The following is a 23,946-nucleotide window of genomic DNA, read 5'->3' as shown; positions in this document are numbered from 1 at the left end:
CACCTCACGTCGGTTCGCACCGCACTGTGCGCAAGGATTCGCATATGTTAGCTATACAAACCTTCGCCGGGCAATTCCATTCCCCCCGCCACCCCGGCCGGCCGCTGCGCTAGGTTGAAGCACGTATAACGCGGGAGCGCGCACCCAACGCGCTGAGAGGACGGCTGGGGCCGTCGACCGTCCGAACCTGACCGGGTCATGCCGGCGTAGGGAGAAGTAAGTGAACATGCTGCCACTGACCCCAACCGGTCAGACACCGCTGCGGGTGATGACGATCGCGGGTTCCGACTCCGGCGGCGGCGCGGGCATCCAGGCCGATCTGCGCACGTTCGCGATGCTTGGCCTGCACGGCTGCGTTGCCGTGACCGCTGTGACGGTGCAGAACTCCCTGGGCGTCAAGGCTTTCCACGAGATCCCACTCGACGTGGTCGCCGGACAGATCAGCGCGGTCACCTCCGATATCGGCATCCAGGCCGCCAAGACCGGCATGCTGGCCTCGGCGGAGATCATCGCGACCGTGACCGAGACCTGGCGCGCGGAGGGGCTCGCGGGCACCGTCCCATTGGTCGTCGATCCCGTCTGCGCGTCCATGCACGGCGACCCGCTGCTGCATCCTTCCGCACTGAATTCGATTCGCAGCCAACTGTTTCCGCTGGCAACGCTGGTGACACCCAACCTCGACGAGGTGCGGCTGCTGGTGGATATCGATGTCGTCGACGCACAGTCGCAACGCGACGCCGCGCGGGCCCTGCACGCACTGGGACCGCAGTGGGTACTGGTCAAGGGCGGACATCTGCGGTCGTCGACGATGAGCCCGGACCTGTTATACGACGGCACCGATTTCTACGAGTTCGACGGTCCCCGCGTCGATACCGGCCATGACCACGGCGCCGGTGACACCCTCGCCGCGGCGACAGCATGCGCACTCGCACACGGCTACTCGGTTCCCGATGCGGTGGCGTTCGCGAAATCCTGGGTCACCGAATGCATCCGGGCGGCCTATCCCCTGGGCCGTGGTCATGGTCCGGTGTCGGCATTGTTCAGGCTGACGCAGTGAGTCGCGGCGACCTCGACGGTCTGTCCGACATCGCGGGCGTGGCGCATGAACCCGACGGGGAGCCGACCGGCGTGGTGCTGCTCACCCACGGCGCCGGCGGCAGCCGGGAGTCGCCGTTACTGATCCGGCTCTGCGACGAGTGGGCGGGACGCGGCTGGCTGGCGGTGCGCTACAACCTGCCCTATCGCCGGCGTCGCCCCAAGGGTCCACCGTCGAACTCGGCGGCCTCCGATCAGCAGGGGATCGTCGAGGCGATCGAGTGGGCCCACTCGCTGACACCCGGTCCGGTGATCGCCGGCGGCCACTCCTACGGCGGTCGGATGACCTCGATGGTGGCGGCCGCTCAGAGCGCGGACCTGACCACGTTGACACTGTTCTCCTACCCACTGCATCCGCCGGGCAAGCCGGAACGCGCCAGGACCGAACACCTCACCGATATCGCGATCCCGACGGTGTTCACCCACGGCACCGCAGACCCGTTCGGCACCATCGACGAGCTGGCGCGGGCGGCCGCGCTGGTCACCGGCCCGACGAGGATCGTCGAGGTTACCGGGGCGCGTCACGACCTGGGTTCCAAGACCATCGACGTGCCCAAACTCGCAGTTGAGGCGGCATTAATCCTTACCGGTCGGTAAGGTACGGTCGCTACATGACAGCGGAGCATTCGGCCGCCTTCGATGCGCTGATCGTCGGCGCCGGGTTCGGCGGCATCGGAGCGGCGATCCAACTCAAACGCCTCAAGATCGAGAACTTCGTCATCCTCGACCGTGAGGACGATCTCGGTGGCACGTGGCACGTCAACCACTATCCCGGCCTGGCTGTCGATGTCCCCACCACCACCTACTCCTACTTCTTCGAGCCGAACCCCAACTGGTCGCGGCTGTTCTCCACCGGCGCCGAGATCAAGCAGTACGCCGGTGACGTCGCGGACAAGTACGACGTACGCCGCCACATCCGCTACAACACGGTCGTCGAGAGTGCCCGCTGGGACGAGGACGCCAAGCTGTGGCGGGTCACCCTCGCCGGCGGTGAGACGCTGAGCACCCGTTACCTGATCACCGCCACCGGATTCCTGTCGCAGCCCAAGGTCCCTGACATTGCCGGGATCGACGATTTCGCCGGCAAGGTCATCCACACCACCGACTGGGACGACAACTACCGCGCCGACGGTAAGCGCGTCGCGATCATCGGCACCGGCGCCACCGCAGTCCAGCTGATTCCGGTCTTGGCCAAGTCAGCCGCCGAGTTGACCGTCTACCAGCGGACGGCAATCTGGGTGGTGCCGAAGATCGATATCCGGTTCTCGGAGCGCGCCAAGCGACTGTTCGCACGGGTGCCGCTGGCACAACGTGCGATCCGCGCGGTGACCGACACCATCTACGAGGCGATGATCAGCACCGCGGTGATCAGACACCGCACCTTCCGGCGGCTCAACATCGCTGCCGCGGACCTGGCGAAGATGCACCGGTTCGCGTCTATCCGCGATAAAGAACTGCGGGACAGGCTGACTCCGGACTACGACTTCGGCTGCAAGCGGCCGACGTTCTCCAACGGCTACTACCGCGCCTTCACCAAACCGAACGTGCACCTGCAGTCCGAGGGTATCGACCACGTCCAGGCCGACGGCATCGTCAACTCAGACGGCACCAAGACCGAGATCGACACCCTGGTGCTGGCCACCGGTTTCGACCTGTGGGAGGCGAACTTCCCGGCCATCGAGGTGATCGGCAGGCAGGGCCGCAACCTTGGAAAGTGGTGGCGCGACACCAGGTTCCAGGCCTACCAGGGTGTGTCGATGCCCTACTTCCCGAATTTCCTGAGCCTCGCCAGCCCGTACGCTTTCCTCGGGTTGAACTTCTTCAACACGATGGAATACCAGATGCGGTTGATGGACCGGCTTTTCACGGAGGTCAAGCGCCGCGGCGCGACGACCTTCGAGGTGACCGAAGAGGCCAACGCCCGGTATCTGGATCGGATGACCGAGCTGCTCGGCGACTCCCTGTGGACCATCGGCAACTGCGCCACCTCACGTTCGTACTATTACAACCCCAGCGGTGAGCCGTCACTGCTGCGGCCGACGTCGACCAAGGAAGCCGTGCGGGAAGCGTCGGACTTCCCATTCAGCGACTACCAGATCTCCTGACCCGAAAGGCTTTTCGATGACCGCCGCTGCTGCCACCGCCGTCCCCACCGCCAAGCGCAATTCCCGCCTGGTCCAGATCGGCGGCCTCGTGCTCGCCGGGACCGGGCTGGCGCATTTCGCCAAGCCGGACCTCTTCGAGGGGATCACCAAGCAGGCGTTCCCGCGAAACACCGACCAGCACATTCGCATCAACGGAAGCCTCGAGACCGCCATCGGGCTCGGGCTGGCCGTGCCGAAGGCCCGCAAGGCCGCGGTCATCGGTGCGATCGGCTATGTTGCCTATCTCGGCGGCAACATCGTTCGCAACGCCACCTAACTGACGGGCGACGAATTCGACGACCATCCGGTCGCGGCGGTCGGTGTCACTCACTGATCATCTGAGCGTGCTATCAGTATGGGGATGAGCGCTCCCCTGGCGCGGCGACTCGGCCCCGTCGACGCCGTTGCGATCGGCCTCGGATCAATGATCGGGGCTGGGGTTTTCGCTGCGTTCGCGCCTGCGGCCGCGGCAGGCGGGCCGGCCCTGTTGATCGGGCTCGCCCTAGCGGCGGTAGTCGCCTATTGCAATGCGATGTCCTCGGCGCGACTGGCCGCCCGCTACCCCGAGTCCGGTGGCACCTACGTCTACGGGCGCGAGCGTCTCGGCCCGTTCTGGGGATATCTCGCCGGGTGGAGTTTCGTCGTCGGCAAGACCGCATCCTGCGCGGCGATGGCACTGACCGTCGGTGTTTATGTGTGGCCTGGCCAGGCGCATGCGGCGGCGGTGGGCGCAGTGGTCGCGCTGACCGTACTGAATTGTTGTGGAGTTCAGCGATCGGCACTGGTGACGCGGGTTGTCGTCACCGCCGTCCTCGCCGTGCTGGCAGCGGCGGTGGTGGGGATCGCCACTTCCGGGGCTGCCGATGTCGCGCGACTCGGCCTCGGCAGCGACGCGACGGTGGCTGGGGTCCTGCAGGCGGCGGGCCTGTTGTTTTTCGCCTTCGCCGGCTACGCCCGGATCGCGACTCTCGGCGAGGAGGTGCGTGACCCCGCGCGCACCATCCCCAGGGCCATCCCGTTGGCACTGGGCATCACCCTTGTGGTCTACCTCGCCGTCGCCGTGGCCCTGCTCGCGGCGCTCGGAAGTGCCGGGCTGGCGGCAGCCGCCGCGCCGCTGACCGCAGCCGTGCGGGCCGCCGGACTGACCTGGCTGGTTCCGGTCGTCACCGTCGGGGCGGCGCTGGCGGCGCTGGGAGCGCTGCTGTCACTGATCCTCGGAGTCTCTCGCACGACGCTGGCGATGGCGCGCGACCGGCATCTGCCGCGACCCCTCGCCCGGGTCCACGAGGGCGTACCCCGGCAGGCTGAGATCGCGGTCGGGATCGTCGTCGCGGCGCTCGCCGCAACGGTCGATCTGCGTGGGGCGATCGGCTTTTCGTCGTTCGGCGTGCTTGCGTACTACGCGATCGCGAACTGTTCGGCGTGGACTCTGAGGCGTGGTGTGCTCCCGGCGGCCGGCCTGGTGGGGTGTCTTGTGCTGGCGTTCTCGCTCCCGACCGCGGCAGTCGTCACCGGCATCGCCGTATTGGCCGTCGGCTCCGCGATCTATCTGGCCTGGACCCCGCCCTCCTGATCCCCAATTAGACAGTTAAAACTGGACAGTTTGAACTGTCTAGTTTAGGGTGGCAAGGGTGCACAAGGTCAGCGATTCCTCGGTGCGGGCGGCCCGCGAACTGCGGGTGATGTTCTCCCGACTGCGCCGAAGACTCAAGGAACTCGGAACCGATGAGGACCTCACCCCGTCCCAGACCGCGGTGCTGCTACGGCTGTTCAAGGACGGGTCTGCATCGACGAGTCAGCTCGCCGGCGCAGAGCGGGTACGCCCGCAGTCCATGGCTGCCACGCTGGTCGGGCTCGACCGGCAGGCGTTGATCCACCGCACACCAGACCCCGATGACGGGCGCCGCCAGCTGATCGCCTTGACCGCAGAAGGTCGTCGGCGAGCACAGAACGATCGCCAGGTTCGCGAGGAATGGCTGGTCAGCGCCATGCAGGATCAGTTCAGCGAAGCCGAGCGCGGGGTCATCCTAGATGCGCTCCACTTATTGGAGCGCGTCACCGATTAGCAAGGAGCACAACCGATATGGAACTGGGCGTTCACTTCATCGACTTTCTGCCCGGCGATCCCGCGAAGCTCGCCCCCACCCTGGCGGGGACAGCGCAGGCCGCGGAACAATCCGGCGCGACCATGTTCACCTTGGCCGACCACTTCTTCCAGATGGAAGCGGTGGGCCGGGCCGAGGACCCGTTCCTCGAGGGCTACACCTCGTTGGGCTTTGTGGCCGGGAAGACGGAGACCATCACGTTGACGATGCTCGTCACCGGCGTCACGTACCGCCATCCCGGCATTCTCGCGAAAACCGTGACGACACTTGACGTTCTGTCCGGCGGACGGTCGATGTTCGGTATCGGTGCGGCCTGGTACGAACGGGAGCACCTGGCATTGGGCGTGCCCTATCCCCCGGTGCGCGATCGCTTCGAGATGCTCGAGGAGACGCTGCAGATCTGTGGGCAGATGTGGAGTGAGAACGACGGGCCTTACCAGGGCCAGCACTACCAATTGGCGGAGACCATTTGCGTGCCGCAGCCGATCCGGCGACCCCCGGTGCTGATCGGCGGGGATGGCGAGAAGAAGACCCTTCGCCTGGTTGCTCAGTACGCCGACGTCTGGAACACCACCACCATGGACGCCGAGGTGGCCGCACACAAGATCGACGTGCTGAACCGGCACTGCGATGACGTCGGCCGCGACCCTGCAGAAATCCGCAAGACCGCCGGCTTGTTCATTGACCCCTTCGACGGCGATACCTTCTTGCGCACTGCCGAGAAGTTCGCCGCCCTCGGGTTCGATCTGGTCAACGTGGGCCCGTACCCGGGCAACCCGGACCCGGTGGGCTACACACAGCGACTCGGCGACGAGGTGGTGCCGCGGCTGGCCGAGCTGGGCTGAAAGCGGAGACACGCCCCAGCCATCTTCGGTTCGCGATGCGTTTCCCGCGCCGATGGTGTTCAGTCGAGTGCCATGATGCCGCTGCGCTGGAAACCGGTCGAATCGAGATCCGACGTCGACTTCGTCGTCGCGCCCGACGAGCGGCTGAGCTGGCCGAGGACGATCGGGATCGGCGCCCAGCATGTGGTGGCGATGTTCGGGGCGACCTTCCTGGTGCCGGTGCTGACCGGATTTCCGCCTGCCACCACCCTGTTGTTCTCCGGCATCGGCACGCTGCTGTTCCTGATCATCACCGGCAACCGGCTACCCAGTTACCTGGGGTCCAGCTTTTCGGTGATCGCACCCGTGACGGCCGCGGTGGCCTCGAACGGGGCGGGCAGCGCGCTGGCGGGCCTGGTAGCCGTCGGACTCGTGTTGATCCTCATCGGCGTGACGGTCCACCTGGTCGGCACCCGGTGGATCGACCTGATCCTGCCTCCGATCGTGACCGGGGCGATCGTCGCGCTGATCGGGTTCAACCTGGCCCCCGCAGCCAAGGCCAACTTCGAGAAGGGCCCCGTCGTCGGAGTCGTGACCCTGGTCCTCCTGGTCGGCGCCTTGGCGTTCTTCCGCGGCATCGTCGGCAGGCTGGCGATCTTCATCGCGGTGGTGCTCGGCTACCTGCTGGCACTGGTGCTGGGCGAGGTCGACACGTCGGCGATCGCAGCGGCGAGCTGGCTGGGCCTACCGGAATTCCAGACCCCGACCTTCACGCTGTCGGTGCTGCCGATGTTTCTGCCCGCCGTCATCGCCCTGGTCGCCGAGAACATCGGTCACGTGAAATCGGTCGGCCAGATGACCGACACCGACCTGGATCCGGTGACCGGTCGGGCCTTGGCCGCCGATGGCGTGGCCACCGTGCTGGCCGGTTTCGGCGGCGGCTCGGCGACCACCACCTACGCCGAGAACATCGGCGTGATGGCTGCAACCCGCGTCTACTCGACGGCCGCCTACTGGATCGCCGGTGCTGTCGCGATCGCATTGTCGTTGTGCCCCAAGGTCGGTGCCACCATCTCAGCCATCCCGTCGGGCGTGCTCGGCGGTGCGACGATCGTGTTGTACGGGCTGGTCGGCGTGCTGGGTGTCCGGATCTGGCTCACGAATCATGTCGACTTCTCCCTGCCCATCAATCAGATGACGGCAGCGATCGCGCTGATCATCGGTATCGCTGACTTCGGCTGGCAGATCGGCAGTCTCACCTTCACCGGTATCGCGCTGGGTTCGATAGCCGCATTGGTCGTCTACCACGGCATGCGTCTGCTCGGCGTCCTGCGTGGGGGTGCCGTCACGGATCCACCGCGTCCAACCGCCCCCCTCGATAGCGACGTCGGTTGATACTGAGAGATGAGGTACGACCCTCAAGTCCCGGACAGGCGCTGGAACCACAACATCCACTACCATTCGCGACTGTTGGATGCGCTTCCCGCACAGGCACAATCGGCGCTCGACGTCGGCTGCGGCGAAGGCATGTTCGCCCGTGAACTGGCTCGATCCATACCGGCAGTGCTGGGTATCGACACCCACCAAGCCAGCATCGACCAGGCCATCGCACAAACCGGAGGTCCCACCCCCGAGTATCTGCTCGCAGACTTCCTGACCTATCCGTTCGAGGACGACTCTTTCGACGTCATCACCTCGATTGCCACGCTGCACCACTTGGACGCGCCTGCCGCCCTGGCTCGAATGCGCCGACTGCTGCGACCTGGCGGAGTAATAGCCATCCTCGGTCTCGCCGGCGGCACACCGCTTCGCGATGCACCCTTCGATATCGCCGGTGCGGTGGCGCACAAGGCCTATCTGCGAAACAGAACCTACTGGGAGCACCCGTCGCCGACGGTGCAGACCGCACCGAGCTACGCCGAGATGCGCCGCATCACCGCCGAGAAGCTGCCTGGATCTCGATTCCGCAGGCACCTGCTCTGGCGCTATTCCGTGACGTGGACCAAGCACGCCGGTACCTGACGCCGTCATGGGTCGTCTTCTCCCAGAAGCTCTTCGCGGTGGTGGACCCGATTGATCCGGGGTGGGCCGGTGCCCTCACTCCAGCCGAGGCGACCTTCGTCGGTGACAGTGGTGGTGTAGTCGCCAACGGCTTCGGCGTGGTTGTCCGGGCCACACGCGAAGAACATCTTGTCGGCGTCAGTCGCGCCGTCGAGGTGCCAGCCCGGCGCGTGGTGAACCTCGCACTGATACCCCGGCACGGTGCACCCCGGGCGGGTGCACCCGCGATCGCGGGCATAACAGATGACCCGCTGATCGGCCGTCGCGATCCGCTGCGATCGGCCCAGATACAGTGGCCGGTTCGAATGCCCATCGAATACCGCCAAATAATGCCGTGAACCCCGCGCGGCCATCGCGATCAGATCCCGCATCGGCAGTTGTGACCCGCCCCCCGTCGTCGCCGGCGGCGGCATCGGCACCTCAGGGTCGACCATCGCGTGCGCTGCCTGCTCCAGATCCGCCACCGTGGTCGTCGCGATCACCGTCACCGCAATCCCCCGATGCTGCCCCAGACTGCCCGACTCCAGCGCGGTCCGCAGCCCCCACACCAACCCATCATGGGAGCGCTGCCCCGCCGACCGGGAATCCGTCGCCGCATCAACCACACTCTGCTCCGCGCCGGGGAGGTGGTGGCCGGGCCGGACCGCGGCCTGGACGGCTTCGACATAAGCCCGCGCCTCCGGGGTCAACCTGCCCGAGATCTTGCTCATCCCGTCCGGGCCCTGCGGCCCCAGCCTCAGGTCGCGCTGGGCTTGGCGGTCGCGCTCATCGAAGACACCGTCAGGATTGATGCGGTCATTGACCGCCTTCCCCACCACGGCCACAAACGCCGGATCCTGAACCACAGCGTGCTGGACGAGTTGCCGCTCGGCCCATTTCTTCTGGACCGGTGACACCCACCTCGGTAGCGCATCCAGGGCTTTGCACACCTCACTGATATGCGACTCCCCCACCAAACCCTCACGCACCGCCTTGGCCAGCCGCGGCAGCTCCGGCTCCGTCACCTCCGCGCCCAAACCGACCCGGCGCCCCCGAAGCCGCGCCGCCAACCTGGCCCGCCGATCCACCTCCGAGCGATTAACCCGCAACTCCCGCGCCAACCGGGCCTTCACCCCACGCCGTGCCGGCCCGTCCGACGGATCACAGATCTCCCCCACCATCCGATACGACAAACTCAGATGACGCCGCGCCACCGCTTCCAACCGGACCGCCATCTCCATCCGGAACTGCGCCCCCACCCCATCGGTGGACGTGTCGGCCAGCACCGCATACGCAGCCTCCACCGCATCCAGAGCAGCACTCGCCTGCTCACGAACCGACACCGAATCCATGCCCCAAAGCTATTCGAACACGTGTTCTATGCCCAGGTCGGACGCCCCTATTGTGGATGAAACTCCAACTGTGGATAACTCGTCGTACCGGCCGACCTGACTACGGCCCCATCGCGGCGCGGTGCCGAAGTTCGAACGCGGGCACCCCGTTTACGCCCTCGATGGAAGCCGCGTATGTCCCTACGGCGAACGCCACCCCCGCACCCATCACCGAGAGGGCATCGCGGTTCAGCGCCGCCAGGGTGTCCCGAGGGGTGCGGTAGTTCGGGTCGAACGGCACAGCGGGCCGACCGCCCCACAGTCGAGCCTGGGCGTTGGTCTTCAGCTGCGCCGCACCCGACGTCATCCCGCCGATCGGCACCCCGGCGGTCAGAAACGGGCTGTAGTCCACCCCGGCCACCAGCGGCATGTCGGCCGGCCGCTTACCCGCCAGATTCAGGTAACCGGCCAGCGTGCGCTCCACTCCGGCGGAACCGATCGGGACTTCGTCCGCGCTGACATCGGGACTGGCCGGACCGGACTGATCGCCGTCGTAGGTGAAGTACCCGGCGTTGGGCGAACCGAGCATGTCGAAGTTGAGGTAGAGCGCGATCTCGTTGAGCTCGTCGCGGTTGAGTCCGAATACGTAATCGAGCGATCCACCGATCCCCTTCTCCTCGGCACCCCAGAAGGCGAACCGCACCGCGTTGGTCACGTTCGGCGACGGCCCGAGCTGCAGCGCGGTCTCCAACTCCGCGGCGACACCGGACTCGTTGTCGTTGATACCCGGCCCGCTGAACCCGCTGTCCAGGTGCGCGCCGACCATCACCACATTCTTGGTGGAGCCGGTCTTGGTCTGGGCCAACACGTTTCGCGACAGCACTTTGACGGTCTTGGTATCGAGGACGAGCTTCACCGGCGAGCTCGCCCGACGCAGCACCGCACCGGTGTCATTGCCGGCCACAGCCACCGGGATCTTGAGATTCTCGTAATAGCCCCGCACGAAAAGTCCTGCCGGACTGCCATTTCGGCCGCCCGCGCTGACCACCACCAGCGCAGCCGCCCCCTTGGCAACGGCAGCATTCTGCTTGTCGACGATCGAGCAGCCGGTGTCGTCGACCACGGCAATCCCACCCCTGGGCGGCGCGGCCGTTCCGTAGTCGGCGGCCGAGCAGCCCGCCGGCTTCGTCGGTTTGAGCACCGCACCGGTGAGCCCGCCGATCGGCGTCTGCAGTAAGAGCGACGCCTGATCGACCTGATAGTTGCGCCCACCCACCGTCAGTGCGGGCTTCCCCGGCGTGACGGTCTGCAGGCGGGCGAACTCCGGTGTCTGAACATCGAAGCCCTTGTCCCGCAATGCTTTGACGATATAGTCGACGCTGGCTGCGAAGCCCGGCGTGCCGTCGTCGCGGGTACCACCGTTGGCGTCGGCGATCTCCTGCAGCTTCTGCAGGTGCGTGACCATCCCGTCGATGGTCACCTTCGACGCCAGGTCATGTGCCCGGACCGGCTCAGGAGCCGGCTGCTCCGTCGGGCGTGACGAGCACGCCGCGAGCAGAACCATCAGGAAAAATACCGCCGCTAGCCGATGCCGCCTCACGCGAACAGGCTAGCTGCGCGCACAGCGGACGGCCGACGAACCGCCCTGCTGCAAGGTCACGGTTGCGACGCTGTCACGATGTGTCGGGTTCGGTCCTCCCGCACCGGGATGCCATTACGGCCACCGAGATCCTGCGCGTAGAGCCCCACCGCATACCCGACCCCGGAACCCTGGATACCGAGGGCGGTTTTGTCGATGTGTTCGATCGTGTCGGTGGCCTGGTGGTAGTTCGGATCGAACGGCTTCCCGGCGGTGCCGCCCCACAGTTCGGCCTGATCGGCGGTCATGTCTTCCTCGGCGCCGGCGAACAGCCCGCCCGACGGAATCCCGGCCTTGGTGAAACCGTCGTAGTCGGAACGCCCGTCGAAGGAGGTGTCCTGCGCCGGCTTTCCCGCCGCCTTCAGGTAGGCGACCAACGTCCGTTCTATCCCCGCGGCCCCCTCGGGGACCCGCGTGGCGGGCGCGCCGCGCCGCGGTGCCATCGACTGATCACCGTCGTAGGTGAAATAGCCCGGATTCGGCGAGGCCAGCATGTCGAAGTTCAGGTAGAGCGCGATATCGCGGAGCTGGTCCTCGTTCAGGGATTCGATGTACTTCTCGGAGCCAACCGTGCCGAGTTCCTCGGCGCCCCAGAACCCGAACCGCACCGCGTTCTGCACCTGTGGTGAGGCACCCATCTGCAGCGCGGTTTCCAGCACAGCCGCCACTCCCGAGCCGTTGTCGTTGATTCCCGGCCCCTCGGGGACACTGTCGAGATGAGCACCAGCCATCACGACGTTATCCGCGGATCCTGTCTTGGTCTGCGCGATCACGTTGCGCGCAGCAATATTTCGGACGTTGGCATTGATTCTGAGAGTGACGGTCCCCGGTTTCGCCCGTAGCTGTGCGCCATCGGCTTTGGTCACGCTGACCGTCGGGATCTTGACGGCGGTGGTCTCGCCAAGGGTGCCGCCCATGACCTTTTCGTCGACGTTGTCGGCGACGATCAGCGCCACCGCACCGCGCTGCGTCGCCGCATCCAGCTTCTGCGAGAACGGACAGACCCCGCGGTCGACCAGCACCGCCGCCCCCGTGACCGGCAAGCCGTCGTAATCCGAGGGCGAACAGCCGGGGGTGTCGTCCACCCGCGCCGGCACCAGGGGCGCGGTCACGCCATCGGCCGGTGTGCCCAGGCTGTACTCCAGGGCACGAGCGACGAATGCCGTGCCGTCGAGGGTGACCGTCCCGGGATCGGATTCGAAGACCTTGACGTCGAATTGCGGGGTTTGCACGTCGAATCCCTTGGCGCGCAGCTCACCTGCCACGTAGTCAACGCTGGCATCGAAACCGGGCGTACCGACCGCGCGGGTGCCGTTGTTGGCGTTGGCGATGTCCTGCAACTTCTGCAGGTGCGTCATCATCGCGTCGGTGGTGACCTGTTGGCGCAGGGAATCGGCGTACCTGCCGGCCTCGGGCGCCACCGCAGTGGACGACGCCGTCGACTGAGTCGGTGCCGCCTTGTCGCAGGCGGCGAGGATGCTCACCACGGTGAGGATGCCGACTTTGGCCAGTGTTGTGCGCCGCATTGTGCCCACCTTAACCATCAGGGCATAAATCGATTGCGGAGACCTTTGCCGCACTGGCATCCTGTCTCCGGTTCCACACGGGAAACAGGTGCAGCGGGTTACCGTGATCACTTCTGTGCATTGCCCCGGAACCGATGGCAAAGGTCTGACGACCCTGAGGTTCGAGTCCTCACTACCAACAGATACCGCCCCCGGGATTGGCTGTTCACCGGCTTTGCGGTGTGCGCGTGCTCGTCCGGATGCGTGACACCCCGCCGGTGCGCGTGCCCCGGCGGCGGCATCCCTGGTACCGCTACCCAATCCGGAAGGAGAAGAACGACGATGTCCATGTTTACCCGGCTGACCGTGCAGGTCGGCCAGTGCGCGCTGGTGTACCGCGACGGCAAGGTCGAGCGCGTCCTCCCTCCGGGCAGGCACCGACTGTTCGGCGAGGTGACGACGGCGTTCGTCGAGATGCGTGAGCGGCTGTTCGCGCTGTCACCGCAGGAGGTGCTGACCGCCGACGCGGTGGCGCTGCGGGTGACCGCCGCGCTACGGGTCGCCGTGACCGACCCGGTGACGTTCACCGAGAACGCCGCCGACCCGGTGTCGGCGGTGTACCTGGCCGTGCAGATTGCCCTGCGCGACCACGTTTCCGGTGCCACCGTCGAGGATGTGATGCGGCGCAACGACCGGATCGACGGGGCCGCATTGCTGGCCGCCGCCCAGGCAGCCGGTGCGCGCAACGGTATCGAGGTCCGGGAGGTATTCGTCAAGGACGTCATCGTCTCGAGCGAGATCCGTTCGGCAGCAATGGAACTGGTCACCGCGAAGGCGCGCGGCGCCGCTCGGCTGGAAGCGGCTCGGGCAGAGACCGCGGCACTGCGTGCGCTGGCCAACGCCGGTCGCATGCTGGACGCGTATCCGGCGCTGGCTCAGCTGAAGCTGATCCAGGCGGTCCCGTACGGTTCGCGCGTCACACTGTCGGTCCGCGACACCGGCGCGCCCACCGAGTCGGATCCCGACGAGTGACCGGCGGACGCCACCGCCACCAAGGCGGTGGTGTCCGTCGGCCCAAGCGGCGACACTGAGACCATGGCGAGGCGAGTGGTGTTCATCAGAGCCGTGAACGTAGGCGGGGCGAAGCTCCCGATGGCCGAATTGCGCGCCCTGGCGACCGAGCTGGGCGCCGGGGACGTGTCGACGTATATCGCCTCGGGCAACCTGCTGTGCACGCCCCCGGGCCGGCCCGCGGACTTCGACCGCGCACTCGAAGCCGCGATCAAAGAGACGTACGGGTTCTTCCGCGAGGTCATCAGCCGCACGCCCGCACAGCTGCAGTCGGCGCTGGACAGACATCCGTTCGAGGTCGTCGAGGATCGCTTCTCCTACGTGTACTTCCTGACAGGCAAACCAGCTACCAAGGCCGCCAAAGATTTTCATGCCATGGACTTCGGGGGCGACGAGTTCGCGGTGATCGGTGCGGACCTGCACATCCGTTACGACAACGGCGCGGGCCGCTCCGATCTGAACGCGAAGGCCATCGCACGAGCACTGGGCGTGCAGGGCACCGGCCGCAACCTCAATTCGGTTCGCAAACTCATTGATCTGGCCTGAGCAGCTCGACCACCAGGTCTGCAACAGCCCGCATCCCGGCCGCGTTGGGATGAAACGGCGCGGGCCCCCGATTGAGCAGCGCCGCCACGGCGCTCCCCGCGCCTTCTGCCCACGGCTCCGTCGACCAGGCGTGGTGGTCGCGACTGGCCCGGCTGGCGCGGGCGATCTCACAACCGGTTTCAGCTGCCACCGAGGCGGTGATCTCTGCCAATTCGTCCGCGATGTGGCGACCGAGGTCGGCTTCCTCGGCGGTCAGCGGTGGCGCCGGCGTATCGGCCGGCGGCAACAGCGTCAGGTAGTCGACGAATACCACCCGCGCCAGCGGGGCCCGGCGGCGGACCTCGTTGCCGACGGTGCTCAGCGCATCCCCGACCAGGCTCAGCGCCTGATCACGGGCGACCGGGTCGAGCGCGGACCGGATTCTGGGGCCCACCAACGGGAGTCGGCGCACCGCACGCGGCAGCGCCGCGGCCATCAGCGCGGGCACATACCCGACGTCATTACCGCCGATGGTGATGGTGACCAGGGACTCCGTCCCGTCGAGTGTGTCGATCTGCGGCGGTGTGCCGTTCTGCGGTTCGTCCAGGAGGTTGAGGGTCGTCGCACCCGAGTAGGTGACATCGACGAGATCCAGCTCGAGCACCCGCGCGATCAGATGCGGATAATTGCGTGCCGAGCGGGCGGCCCGAAACGGCGAACCGGCCACTCTCGGTGGGATTCCCGGCCCCGCGGCCATCGAACTGCCCAGCGCGACATAGCGGCCCTTCACCAGGACGGCGCCGGGCTGGAGGCCTGCGCCCAGAACCGCTTGGGGATGCGGCCGGCCTGGCGGGCGAGGTATCCGGCGGTGACCGCGGACGCCATTGCCGCCGCCATCGTCGGTGGGTCGGCGGCACGCGTCACCGCGGTGGCGAGCAGCACTGCGGCGCAACCCAGTTCCATGGCCAGTGCGGCGTCACTGGCGGTGCCGATCCCGGCATCGAGCACCACCGGGACGCCCGCCGCCTCGGTGATCATCTCGATGTTGTGCGGGTTGGCGATACCCAGGCCGGTGCCGATCGGCGACCCCAGCGGCATCACTGCGGCGCAACCGATGTCTTCCAGCCGGCGGGCCAATACCGGGTCATCGGTGGTGTAGGGCAGCACCACGAATCCGTCGTCGACCAATTGTTCTGCGGCGCGGACCAGTTCGACGGCATCAGGCAACAGGGTGCGTTCGTCGGCGATCACTTCGAGTTTGACCCAGTTGGTCTGAAGCGCTTCACGGCCGAGCTGAGCGGTGAGCACCGCCTCGGCGGCCCCGCGGCAGCCGGCGGTATTCGGCAGCGGGGTGATGTCGAGCCGGTTCAACAGCTCGAGCACACCGGTGCCGCCTTCGGCGTCGACGCGGCGCATCGCGACGGTGGTCAGCTCGGTACCGGAAGCGATGAGCGCCTCCTCGAGTACCGACAGGTTGGCCGCCCCGCCGGTGCCCAGGATCAGCCGCGAGCCGAAGGAGCGATCGGCGATTGTCAAACGCGAGTCAGCCACCCTGCACCGCCGTCACGACCTCGATCCGGGCGCCATCGGAAAGCGTTCGGTACCAATCCGATCGGGGCAACACCGACCAGTCGACAGCCACCGCGATGCCCTTGTCGGGGATGCCGAGCCGCTCCAGCAGGCTGGTGACCGTGCTCTGGTCGTCGATCTGCATCTCTTCGTCGTTGACGATCACTTTCATACCGGCACTCCCTCGTGCGTGTGGATCGTCATCAGCTCCGCCAGGATCCGCTCGGCCGTCCACGGCGCGAGCAGGAAACCGGACCGGCCATGGCCCGCGGCCACCAGCGTCCGATCGTCGAGCCTGCCGACCAATGGCATGCCGTCCGGCGTCATGGGCCGCAGCCCGGCGGCGGATTCGGCGAGTTCGTACTCCCCCAGCGCGGGCAGCACCGCGCACGCATCCTCGAGCAGTTCGCGCACCCCGGCCACCGTCGGCGCGGTGTCGCGGCCGTGTTCGTACTGCGTCGCACCCACCACGACGCCGTCGGCGCGCGGCACCAGGTACACCTGCCGACCATGCACCCTGGCTCTGAGCACCCTGCGCGGCACCGGCATACAGCCCTTGCGCCACCGCAGCCGCAACACCTCACCCTTGACCGGGCGGACCGGCAGTCCCGGCCACAGTTGGGGTGCGTCGATACCGTTGGCGATCACCGTCGTATCCGCCGACACCTCGGCCAACTCACGGACCGGGCCCGCCCACTCGACGCCGAGCCGGGTGCACTCGGAGGTCAACGCGTCGACCACGGCCCGGTTGTCCACCGCGAGTTCGGTCTGCGCCACGAAACCGTGCCGGATACCTTGGGCCAGAAGGGGTTCGATGTCCCGAGCGGTCGACGTCGGCTTCACCGGCTGCCCCTGTGCCGCCAGCCAGTCCCCGACGGTGCGCAGATCGGCCGCATCGGCCCGGTCGACGGCGACCACCAGCGATTCGCGGGCGGTGACCACCTCAGGCGGCAAGCCGTCGCGGTAACTGCCGGTGCCCTCGGCCCGCCACAGGGCCAGCGACTCCAGGCCGATCCGCAACAGCTCCTCTTCCCCTGGCCACCCTTCGCTGTGCGGCGCGAGCATGCCGCCGGCCACCCACGATGCACCCGGTTCACCGGAGCGGTGTACGCGCACCGACCAGCCGGCCTGGACCGCCCGGCGGGCAACGGACAGCCCGATCACGCCGCCACCGATGACGGCGACCGATCCGTGTGGTGAGTGCATCTGCTGCGCTCCCTTCGCCGGCATGATCCGGATCAGGTGTGACGGTAAGGGCTTGCGCCGCCCACTCTCAGCCCCGCCATGGGGCTCCCGTGCTGTCTGTCTTCGATTTGCCCCGACTCCTCAGCGGCTCGTTCCTCGCCGCATCGTCGTCCGAGCGGTGCCTACATTACCCTCGCGGAGTGCATGATCCTCTCCCGTTGGACCGGCTCCTCACGGCCAGGCTCTACCTCTGCACCGATGCCCGGCGCGAACGCGGCGACCTCGCCGAGTTCGCCGAGGCGGCGTTGGCCGGCGGCGTCGACATCATCCAGCTGCGCGACAAAGGCTCGGCCGGTGAGCAGCGGTTCGGCCCGTTGGAAGCCCGTCAGGAACTCGAGGCACTGGAGGTCCTGAGGGACGCCGCGCACCGCCACGGCGCGCTGTTCGCGGTCAACGACCGCGCTGATATCGCCCGCGCCGCGGGTGCGGATGTCCTGCATCTCGGCCAGGACGACCTTCCGCTGCAGGTGGCGCGCGATATCGTCGGCGCCCGCCCGGTCATCGGTCGCTCCTCCCACGACGAAACCCAAGCCAGGCGTGCCATCACCGAGGCCGTCGACTACTTCTGTGTCGGACCGTGCTGGCCGACGCCGACGAAGCCGGGCCGCGTCGCACCCGGTCTGGACCTGGTCAGGGCCGTCGCCGCCCTGAATCCACAGAAACCGTGGTTCGCCATCGGCGGTATCGACGAGCAGCGGTTACCCGAGGTACTCGCAGCCGGCGCCACCCGCGTGGTGGTGGTCCGGGCGATCACCGGCGCGGAGGATCCGCAGGCTGCCGCTAGGCGTCTGGCTGCAGCCCTGCCTGCAGCGGAATAGCTGCGGCGACCTCGCGCAGGCGCTGCCAGCTGGCGGCGAATCCGGGATGCAGCGGCAGCTCGGTGACCTCGTCCTCGGCCACCCAGCGCAGCTCCGAGCTCTCTCGGTTCGGCACGGTGTCGACCTGCGTCGGCACGTCGGCGATGACGGTGGTGTAGGTCCAGGCCGGCCCGCCGGTGCCGTGCACCTCGGCCGTCACCACGCTGGTGCGGACCGTCAGTTGGTGGGCCGAGAGACCCGCTTCCTCGTGCGCTTCTCGGACGGCCGCCTGTTCGACGGTTTCGTGGCTGTCCCTCGCGCCGCCGGGTAGCCCCCACGTGCCGCCCTGATGGCTCCATGCGGCGCGGTGTTGCAGCAGGATCGCCCGGGACCCGTCGGGCCGCGGCGCCCGAAGCAATAGGCCCGCCGCGCCGTGGCGGCCCCAGTAGTGCGCACCGTTGTCGGACAACACCCACCCGTCTCCGTCGCCGCGCACGGACCCAGAATAAGCGGCTGACTGCAACCTCGCGTGTCCTCGCCGACATCGCTCGCGAGCGGAGTTGTCCGATCCTGCCCCACCTGTCACAGAGAACCTCTTAGAATTCGCTTATACAGTTTTCTAGAGGTTCGGGGACGAGCGACTCCGAATCGAGAGCGGGACGACAGAAGGCAGGTCCGCACAGGTGACGGTTGAGTTGGCGCACCCGTCGACCGAGCCGCTGGCGTCCCGGTCGCCCGCCGTACCGGCCCATCCCCGTTGGTGGTTCATCTGGACCACGCCGGGGCGGATCCTGGCGATCGGGTTGATTCTCGCGGCACTCGGCGCCTCGAGTGCTTTCGCCACGTCGACCACCATCGATCACCGCCAGCAGGCGCTGACCACCGTGCTCAACCACACCGAACCATTGGCGTTCGCCGCCGGCCAGCTGTACACGACGTTGTCGGTGGCCGACGCCGCCGCCGCCACCGCCTTCATCGCCGGGGCCGAACCAAGACCGGTCCGGCAGCGCTACGAGCAGGCCATCACCGATGCCGCAGTGGCACTGACCAGGGCATCTAGCGGTCTGACCGATGAGCCGATGCAGGAGCTGCTGGGTCGGATCAATTCCGAGTTGGCCATCTACACGGGGCTGGTCGAGACCGCGCGGACGAACAACCGGGCCGGGAACCCCGTCGGTTCGTCGTATCTGTCGGAGGCGTCGTCGCTGATGCAGGACAAAATCCTGCCCGACGCGCAACGGCTCTACGAGGAGACCTCGAAACGAGTGGACGAGGAAACCACGGCGTCGACGCGCATTCCCACCCCCGTGATCCTGGTGATCGCGACGACGATCGTGTTCGGCGCGTTCGCGCACCGCTGGCTGGCGCGACGGACCAGGCGCCGGGTGAACATCGGTCTGATCGCCGGCGGTCTGGCCATCATGATCATGGTGATCTGGGTGGGAACGGCGCTGGCCATCTCGACGGCCGGCAGCCGCAGTGCGAAAGATACCGCGGCCGAATCACTCAAGACCGTGACGACGCTGGCGATCACCGCCCAGCAGGCCCGCGCCGACGAGACCCTGTCGCTGATCCGGCGCGGTGACGAGGATGTCCGCAAGCAGTCCTATTACCAGCGCATCGACACCATGCAGCAGCAGCTGGCCGCCTATCTCGAGCGCAGCGACGCCATCGACACCTCGGATCTGAAGAACGCCGACACCCTGTTGACGAAGTGGCGATCCGCCGACGAACGAATCAACGCCTATATCGCGGTCGGCAACTATCAGGCTGCCACCCAGGTCGCCCTCGGCACTGGCGAGGACGATTCGACGCCGGCTTTCGACAAGCTCGAGGCCGCGTTGACCAGCGGTATCCAGGAGAGTCGAACGCAGCTGCGCAATGACATCATCAACGCGCGCCGGGTGCTGTCGGGGACGACGGTCGGCGGCGTCGTGTTGAGCCTCGGCGCCGCGGTGGCGGTGGCGCTCGGGCTGTGGCCCCGCATGAGCGAGTACCGATGAACGCCAGGAAGATTCTCGCCGTTTTGACCCTGCTGGGGTTGGCGCTGACGGGCTGCGGCCAGCCGCAGTCGGTGGGGTCCGAGCCGAGCGTGACGATCACACCGCCCACGCCCGAGGGGATGGAGGAGATGCCACCACAGGTCGCTTCGCCGCTCGACCCCGATGCGGACGACTGCAACCGGACCGCCAGCCTTCGACCGTTCCCCACCAAAGCGCAGGCGGACGAGGCCGTCACCAACATCCGCAACCGCGGCCGGTTGATCGTCGGGCTCGATATCGGCAGCAACCTGTTCAGTTTCCGGGACCCGATCACCGGCGAGATCACCGGCTTCGACGTGGACATCGCCGGTGAGGTGGCCCGCGACATCTTCGGCACCCCGTCTCAGGTCGAGTACCGCATCCTGTCGTCGGCTGACCGGGTCACCGCGCTGCAGAACAACCAGGTCGATATCGTGGTCAAAACGATGAGCATCACCTGTGAACGCCGCCAGCTGGTGAACTTCTCGACGGTGTATCTGACCGCCTACCAACGGATCCTGGCGCCACGCGATTCGTCGATCACCCAAGCCTCCGACCTGTCCGGTAAGCGGGTCTGCGTGGCCAGGGGCACCACCTCGCTCAAGCGGATCCAGCAGATCACCCCCCCGCCGATCATCGTCTCGGTGGTGACCTGGGCCGACTGCTTGGTGGCGTTGCAGCAGCGCCAGGTCGACGCCGTGTCCACCGACGATGCGATTCTGGCCGGCCTGGTCGCCCAGGACCCTTATCTACACATCGTCGGCCCCAGCCTGAACCAGGAGCCGTATGGGATCGGTATCAACCTGGACAACACCGGCCTGGTCCGGTTCGTCAACGCCACCCTGGAGCGCATCCGCCGGGACGGCACGTGGAACACGTTGTACCGCAAATGGTTGACGGTGCTGGGACCGGCACCGGCACCACCGAGCCCACGGTACGTGGACTAGGGGACGGGCTGATGGGCGAATCCGAAGGCGATCTCGACGTGGACACCGACTCAGACACCGGCGCTGGCGGCGACGAGGAAGACCCTGGTACGCAGCCCGCCGAGTTCATGTTCGACTCGGCGTCGACGATTCGACCGATGGCCACCCAGGCGATCTTCCGGCCGAATTTCGACGATTCCGAAGCGTCCTACATCTCCAGCGCGGGCACCGAACCGCACAACCACTCGACGACGGTAACCCGGGCCATCTCCCCGACCCGACGGCTCGGCGGCGGCCTGGTCGAGATCCCCCGGGTCCCCGAGATCGACCCGCTGGCCGCCCTGATGACGAATCCGGTTGTCGCCGAGTCGAAACGGTTCTGCTGGAACTGTGGGCGCCCCGTCGGGCGGTCCAGTACCGACGGCAAGGCGCTCAGCGAAGGCTGGTGCCCGCACTGCGGCAGTGCGTACTCGTTCCTGCCGCAGCTGGGGCCGGGCGATATGGTCGCCGACCAGTACGAGATCAAAGGCTGTGTGGCGCACGGCGGTCTGGGTTGGGTGTATCTGGCGGTCGACCACAACGTCAATGAGCGACCGGTGGTGCTCAAGGGTCTCGTCCACGCCGGTGACGCCGAAGCCCAGGCGATCGCCATGGCTGAGCGGCAGTTCCTGGCCGAGGTCGTGCACCCGTCGATCGTCAAGATCTTCAACTTCGTCGAGCATCCGGACAGCCACGGTGAGCCGGTGGGCTACATCGTAATGGAGTACGTCGGCGGCACCTCACTCAAGCAGGAGAAGGGCAAGCGGCTGCCGGTCGCGCAGGCGATCGCCTACATGCTCGAAATCCTGCCTGCGCTGGGCTATCTGCATTCGCTGGGGCTCTGCTACAACGACCTCAAGCCCGAGAACATCATGCTGACCGAGGAGCAGCTCAAGCTGATCGACCTCGGCGCGGTATCGCGGATCAATTCGTTCGGATACCTGTACGGCACACCGGGTTACCAGGCCCCGGAGATCGTCCGGACCGGACCGACGATCGCCACCGACATCTACACCGTGGGCCGCACCCTGGCCGCCATGACCCTGGCGCTGCGCACCCGCAAGGGCCGCTATGTCGACGGCCTGCCCGATGATGATCCCGTCCTGGCCACCTACGACAGCTTCGGCAGGTTGCTGCGCCGCGCCATCGACCCCGACCCGCGACGCCGGTTCGCCAGCGCCGACGAGATGTCCGGGCAGCTCCTCGGAGTCCTGCGCGAGGTGGTGGCCACCGACAGTGGCTTCCCCCGCCCCGGTCTGTCGACGGTGTTCAGCCCGTCGCGGTCGACGTTCGGCGTCGACCTGCTGGTGGCACACACCGACGTCTACCTGGACGGGCAGCCACACTCGGAGAAACTGACCGCGGCCGAGATCGTCACCGCCCTGCCGGTTCCCCTGGTGGACCCTGCCGACGTCGGAGCCACCATCTTGAGCGCCAACGTGCTCAGTCAGCCTGTGCAGACCCTGGATTCACTGCGCGCTGCGCGCCACGGCGCGTTGGACTCCGAGGGGATCGACCTGACGGAGTCGGTGGAGCTGCCGCTGATGGAAGTCCGCGCGCTGCTCGATCTCGGCGATGTGGCCAAGGCCACCCGCAAGCTCGACGAACTGAGCGACCGCGTCGGCTGGCGCTGGCGGCTGGTCTGGTTCCGCGCGGTCTCCGAGCTGCTGACCGCCGACTACGACTCGGCGACAAAGCATTTCACCGAGGTACTCGATACGCTACCGGGTGAGCCCGCACCGAAGCTGGCCTTGGCCGCCACCGCCGAGCTGGCCGGCTCGGCCGACGAAGAGCGCTTCTACCGGACGGTGTGGGGTACCGACAACGGCGTCATCTCGGCCGGATTCGGGTTGGCGCGCGCCCAGTCCGTCGACGGTGAACGCGAAGCGGCCGTCAAGACCCTGGACCAGGTGCCGCCCACCTCACGGCATTTCACTACCGCCCGGTTGACCAGTGCGGTGACATTGTTGTCGGGCCGGTCGATCAACGAGGTCACCGAGCAGCAGCTGCGCGACGCCGCACGCCGCGTCGAAGCTCTCCCGGATACCGAACCCCGCGTGCTTCAGCTGCGGGCCCTGGTGCTCGGTACCGCGATGGACTGGATCACCGATCACGAGGCCAGCGCCAACCACATCCTCGGTTTCCCGTTCACTGCACACGGTCTACAGCTCGGAGTGGAGGCGGCGTTACGGGCGCTGGCCCGCGTTGCGCCCTCTCAGGCACACCGATATGCATTGGTGGACATGGCCAATACCGTCCGGCCGATGTCGACGTTCTGACCCCCTGCGATCAACAACTCGTGGTGAGCAGTTGCCGGTGGTCCGAGTTTTCGCTCTGCTCACACGATTCGATGAAGCCGCGCAGCAGACGCCGGGACATCTCACTGTTGCTCCAGTCGATCTCGGGATGCCACTGGATCGCGGTAACGGGGTTATCGGGTGCTTCGAAGGCCTCGACGAGACCGTCGTCGCTCAGCGCGGTGGCCACGAACCCAGGCGCGAGGTCCCGGATACCTTGGTGGTGCTGACTGTTGACATCCATCGCACCCCGGTGGTTCAGCCAGGTCGCCAGCCGGGTGTCGGCGGCGACGGTGACCTGATGGGCCACGGTCAGCAGCTCCTCCTCGGTACGTCGATGTTGCGTTGCCGAGGGCCGGTCGCGGGCCAGGTCCGCAAAGAGAGTTCCTCCGCGGACGGCGTTGACCAGCTGGGCGCCCCGACAGATGGCCAGGGTGGGAATGCGTCGACGCCAGGCGGATTCGAACGCCGCGACCTCATTCCCGTCCCGGACGACATTCACCCCACCGATCTCGGGATCTCGGCGGTCCCCTCCGTACAAAGCCGGATCGATATCGCCGCCACCGCTGATCAGCAGCCCGTCGACGTGGGCGAGCAGCTGCGACATGCGCTGCGGCCCGCAACCACAGTCGACTCCGAGCGCAACCGCTCCATACTGCTGCAACCCGGCGAACATCTGACGCCAGTGCACCAGGCCTGGGAGTTCTTGAGCGTTGAGGGTCACTGCGATGACGGGCTTCACGGGCAATCGAGTTCTTTCAGACGTGGACCGA

At 67.0% G+C, this 23,946-nt stretch carries 24 protein-coding genes and 2 riboswitches; of the genes, 15 read left to right on the top strand and 9 right to left on the bottom strand.

Annotation, left to right across the window (positions count from 1 at the left end; translation table 11 throughout):
* Positions 1-120 precede the first annotated feature (120 nt).
* Positions 121-230, top strand: a riboswitch (TPP riboswitch).
* The 9 genes from thiD (at position 221) to H7J73_RS29970 (ending at position 8,190) form a co-directional block, all read left to right on the top strand.
* Entirely contained in the window at positions 221-1,057 is an 837-nt protein-coding gene (thiD, locus tag H7J73_RS30010; RefSeq protein WP_264071462.1) for a bifunctional hydroxymethylpyrimidine kinase/phosphomethylpyrimidine kinase, read from the top strand. It overlaps the preceding riboswitch by 10 nt.
* Positions 1,054-1,692: an alpha/beta hydrolase family protein gene (locus tag H7J73_RS30005; RefSeq protein ID WP_264071461.1), complete on the top strand. Its 639-nt coding sequence runs from the start codon at positions 1,054-1,056 to the stop codon at positions 1,690-1,692. Before thiD ends, H7J73_RS30005 begins: the two co-directional genes overlap by 4 nt.
* Before the next feature lie 14 nt (positions 1,693-1,706).
* Complete coding sequence (locus H7J73_RS30000) at positions 1,707-3,200, top strand: flavin-containing monooxygenase (protein WP_264071460.1); 1,494 nt, start codon at positions 1,707-1,709, stop codon at positions 3,198-3,200.
* A gap of 16 nt (positions 3,201-3,216) precedes the next feature.
* A complete protein-coding gene (locus H7J73_RS29995) occupies positions 3,217-3,516 on the top strand; it encodes a DoxX-related protein (protein ID WP_264071459.1) in 300 nt (99 codons plus the stop codon).
* 84 nt (positions 3,517-3,600) lie between these two features.
* Positions 3,601-4,812, top strand: coding sequence for an APC family permease (locus tag H7J73_RS29990; protein WP_264071458.1), 1,212 nt, complete (start codon positions 3,601-3,603; stop codon positions 4,810-4,812).
* Positions 4,813-4,921: 109 nt separating this feature from the next.
* The gene (locus tag H7J73_RS29985) at positions 4,922-5,305 is read left to right on the top strand and encodes a MarR family winged helix-turn-helix transcriptional regulator (protein WP_276031952.1); all 384 of its coding nucleotides are present in this window, start codon (positions 4,922-4,924) and stop codon (positions 5,303-5,305) included.
* 17 nt (positions 5,306-5,322) lie between these two features.
* On the top strand, positions 5,323-6,189 hold the full coding sequence (locus H7J73_RS29980; protein WP_264071456.1) for an LLM class F420-dependent oxidoreductase: 867 nt from the start codon (positions 5,323-5,325) through the stop codon (positions 6,187-6,189).
* Positions 6,190-6,261: 72 nt separating this feature from the next.
* A complete protein-coding gene (locus H7J73_RS29975; protein ID WP_264071455.1) occupies positions 6,262-7,563 on the top strand; it encodes a uracil-xanthine permease family protein in 1,302 nt (433 codons plus the stop codon).
* Between the two features lie 75 nt (positions 7,564-7,638).
* A complete protein-coding gene (locus H7J73_RS29970; protein WP_264071454.1) occupies positions 7,639-8,190 on the top strand; it encodes a class I SAM-dependent methyltransferase in 552 nt (183 codons plus the stop codon).
* Positions 8,191-8,195: 5 nt separating this feature from the next.
* Here H7J73_RS29970 and H7J73_RS29965 read toward each other — a convergent pair whose 3' ends face one another.
* The 3 genes from H7J73_RS29965 to H7J73_RS29955 all read right to left on the bottom strand — a co-directional run bounded on the left by H7J73_RS29965 (position 8,196) and on the right by H7J73_RS29955 (position 12,704).
* Positions 8,196-9,560, bottom strand: a complete 1,365-nt coding sequence (locus tag H7J73_RS29965) for an HNH endonuclease signature motif containing protein (protein ID WP_264071453.1) — start codon at positions 9,558-9,560, stop codon at positions 8,196-8,198.
* A gap of 100 nt (positions 9,561-9,660) precedes the next feature.
* The gene (locus H7J73_RS29960) at positions 9,661-11,103 is read right to left on the bottom strand and encodes a M28 family peptidase (protein WP_264071675.1); all 1,443 of its coding nucleotides are present in this window, start codon (positions 11,101-11,103) and stop codon (positions 9,661-9,663) included.
* Between the two features lie 92 nt (positions 11,104-11,195).
* Positions 11,196-12,704, bottom strand: coding sequence for a M28 family metallopeptidase (locus H7J73_RS29955; protein ID WP_308207453.1), 1,509 nt, complete (start codon positions 12,702-12,704; stop codon positions 11,196-11,198).
* A 321-nt stretch (positions 12,705-13,025) separates the two neighbouring features.
* On the opposite strand from H7J73_RS29955, the gene H7J73_RS29950 reads away from it, so the two are divergent.
* A complete protein-coding gene (locus H7J73_RS29950; protein ID WP_264071452.1) occupies positions 13,026-13,715 on the top strand; it encodes a slipin family protein in 690 nt (229 codons plus the stop codon).
* A 63-nt stretch (positions 13,716-13,778) separates the two neighbouring features.
* On the top strand, positions 13,779-14,300 hold the full coding sequence (locus H7J73_RS29945; protein ID WP_264071451.1) for a DUF1697 domain-containing protein: 522 nt from the start codon (positions 13,779-13,781) through the stop codon (positions 14,298-14,300).
* Here the strand turns inward: H7J73_RS29945 and H7J73_RS29940 are convergent.
* The 4 genes from H7J73_RS29940 to thiO form a co-directional block, all read right to left on the bottom strand.
* On the bottom strand, positions 14,284-15,069 hold the full coding sequence (locus tag H7J73_RS29940) for an SGNH/GDSL hydrolase family protein (protein ID WP_264071450.1): 786 nt from the start codon (positions 15,067-15,069) through the stop codon (positions 14,284-14,286). The two genes, H7J73_RS29945 and H7J73_RS29940, sit on opposite strands and share 17 nt — an antisense overlap.
* Positions 15,066-15,830, bottom strand: coding sequence for a thiazole synthase (locus H7J73_RS29935; RefSeq protein WP_264071449.1), 765 nt, complete (start codon positions 15,828-15,830; stop codon positions 15,066-15,068). Before H7J73_RS29935 ends, H7J73_RS29940 begins: the two co-directional genes overlap by 4 nt.
* Positions 15,823-16,020, bottom strand: a complete 198-nt coding sequence (gene thiS / locus H7J73_RS29930) for a sulfur carrier protein ThiS (protein ID WP_264071448.1) — start codon at positions 16,018-16,020, stop codon at positions 15,823-15,825. Before thiS ends, H7J73_RS29935 begins: the two co-directional genes overlap by 8 nt.
* Positions 16,017-17,054, bottom strand: a complete 1,038-nt coding sequence (thiO, locus tag H7J73_RS29925) for a glycine oxidase ThiO (RefSeq protein WP_264071447.1) — start codon at positions 17,052-17,054, stop codon at positions 16,017-16,019. Before thiO ends, thiS begins: the two co-directional genes overlap by 4 nt.
* A riboswitch (TPP riboswitch) is annotated at positions 17,045-17,155 on the bottom strand. Its footprint overlaps the gene before it by 10 nt.
* 78 nt (positions 17,156-17,233) lie before the next feature.
* Here thiO and thiE point away from each other — a divergent pair.
* Positions 17,234-17,911, top strand: a complete 678-nt coding sequence (gene thiE / locus H7J73_RS29920) for a thiamine phosphate synthase (protein ID WP_264071446.1) — start codon at positions 17,234-17,236, stop codon at positions 17,909-17,911.
* On the opposite strand, the gene H7J73_RS29915 is transcribed toward thiE, so the two are convergent.
* Positions 17,874-18,386, bottom strand: coding sequence for an NUDIX hydrolase (locus H7J73_RS29915; protein WP_264071445.1), 513 nt, complete (start codon positions 18,384-18,386; stop codon positions 17,874-17,876). The genes thiE and H7J73_RS29915 overlap by 38 nt on opposite strands.
* 187 nt (positions 18,387-18,573) lie before the next feature.
* On the opposite strand from H7J73_RS29915, the gene glnX reads away from it, so the two are divergent.
* From glnX to H7J73_RS29900, 3 genes are all read left to right on the top strand, one after another.
* Positions 18,574-19,893, top strand: a complete 1,320-nt coding sequence (glnX, locus tag H7J73_RS29910; RefSeq protein WP_264071444.1) for a protein kinase G-activating protein GlnX — start codon at positions 18,574-18,576, stop codon at positions 19,891-19,893.
* Positions 19,890-20,858, top strand: a complete 969-nt coding sequence (locus H7J73_RS29905) for a glutamate ABC transporter substrate-binding protein (protein WP_264071443.1) — start codon at positions 19,890-19,892, stop codon at positions 20,856-20,858. Before glnX ends, H7J73_RS29905 begins: the two co-directional genes overlap by 4 nt.
* A gap of 107 nt (positions 20,859-20,965) precedes the next feature.
* Positions 20,966-23,155 carry a serine/threonine-protein kinase PknG gene (locus tag H7J73_RS29900; protein ID WP_435405609.1) on the top strand — a complete coding sequence of 730 codons (2,190 nt, stop codon included), beginning with the start codon at positions 20,966-20,968 and terminating at the stop codon, positions 23,153-23,155.
* Positions 23,156-23,165: 10 nt separating this feature from the next.
* On the opposite strand, the gene H7J73_RS29895 is transcribed toward H7J73_RS29900, so the two are convergent.
* Entirely contained in the window at positions 23,166-23,915 is a 750-nt protein-coding gene (locus H7J73_RS29895; protein WP_264071441.1) for a gamma-glutamyl-gamma-aminobutyrate hydrolase family protein, read from the bottom strand.
* Positions 23,916-23,946 lie beyond the last annotated feature (31 nt).

Origin of the sequence: Mycolicibacterium komossense, assembly GCF_025822605.1 — a bacterium.
Lineage (GTDB): Bacteria > Actinomycetota > Actinomycetes > Mycobacteriales > Mycobacteriaceae > Mycobacterium > Mycobacterium komossense.
Note: the sequence above shows the minus strand (reverse complement) of the source record. Positions and strands in the feature narration are given on the sequence as shown.

What these genes read in the sequence shown, in the direction of transcription:
- H7J73_RS29985 (WP_276031952.1), top strand. Translation starts at nt 4,922, where the DNA reads ATGTTCTCCCGACTGCGCCGAAGACTCAAGGAACTCGGAACCGATGAG.
- H7J73_RS29990 (WP_264071458.1), top strand. Translation starts at nt 3,601, where the DNA reads ATGAGCGCTCCCCTGGCGCGGCGACTCGGCCCCGTCGACGCCGTTGCG.
- H7J73_RS29950 (WP_264071452.1), top strand. Translation starts at nt 13,026, where the DNA reads ATGTCCATGTTTACCCGGCTGACCGTGCAGGTCGGCCAGTGCGCGCTG.
- H7J73_RS29965 (WP_264071453.1), bottom strand. Translation starts at nt 9,560, where the DNA reads ATGGATTCGGTGTCGGTTCGTGAGCAGGCGAGTGCTGCTCTGGATGCG.
- H7J73_RS29980 (WP_264071456.1), top strand. Translation starts at nt 5,323, where the DNA reads ATGGAACTGGGCGTTCACTTCATCGACTTTCTGCCCGGCGATCCCGCG.
- H7J73_RS29945 (WP_264071451.1), top strand. Translation starts at nt 13,779, where the DNA reads ATGGCGAGGCGAGTGGTGTTCATCAGAGCCGTGAACGTAGGCGGGGCG.
- H7J73_RS29995 (WP_264071459.1), top strand. Translation starts at nt 3,217, where the DNA reads ATGACCGCCGCTGCTGCCACCGCCGTCCCCACCGCCAAGCGCAATTCC.
- thiS (WP_264071448.1), bottom strand. Translation starts at nt 16,020, where the DNA reads ATGAAAGTGATCGTCAACGACGAAGAGATGCAGATCGACGACCAGAGC.
- H7J73_RS29960 (WP_264071675.1), bottom strand. Translation starts at nt 11,103, where the DNA reads ATGGTTCTGCTCGCGGCGTGCTCGTCACGCCCGACGGAGCAGCCGGCT.
- H7J73_RS29900 (WP_435405609.1), top strand. Translation starts at nt 20,966, where the DNA reads ATGTTCGACTCGGCGTCGACGATTCGACCGATGGCCACCCAGGCGATC.
- H7J73_RS29975 (WP_264071455.1), top strand. Translation starts at nt 6,262, where the DNA reads ATGATGCCGCTGCGCTGGAAACCGGTCGAATCGAGATCCGACGTCGAC.
- thiO (WP_264071447.1), bottom strand. Translation starts at nt 17,054, where the DNA reads ATGCACTCACCACACGGATCGGTCGCCGTCATCGGTGGCGGCGTGATC.
- H7J73_RS29955 (WP_308207453.1), bottom strand. Translation starts at nt 12,704, where the DNA reads ATGCGGCGCACAACACTGGCCAAAGTCGGCATCCTCACCGTGGTGAGC.
- H7J73_RS29905 (WP_264071443.1), top strand. Translation starts at nt 19,890, where the DNA reads ATGAACGCCAGGAAGATTCTCGCCGTTTTGACCCTGCTGGGGTTGGCG.
- H7J73_RS30000 (WP_264071460.1), top strand. Translation starts at nt 1,707, where the DNA reads ATGACAGCGGAGCATTCGGCCGCCTTCGATGCGCTGATCGTCGGCGCC.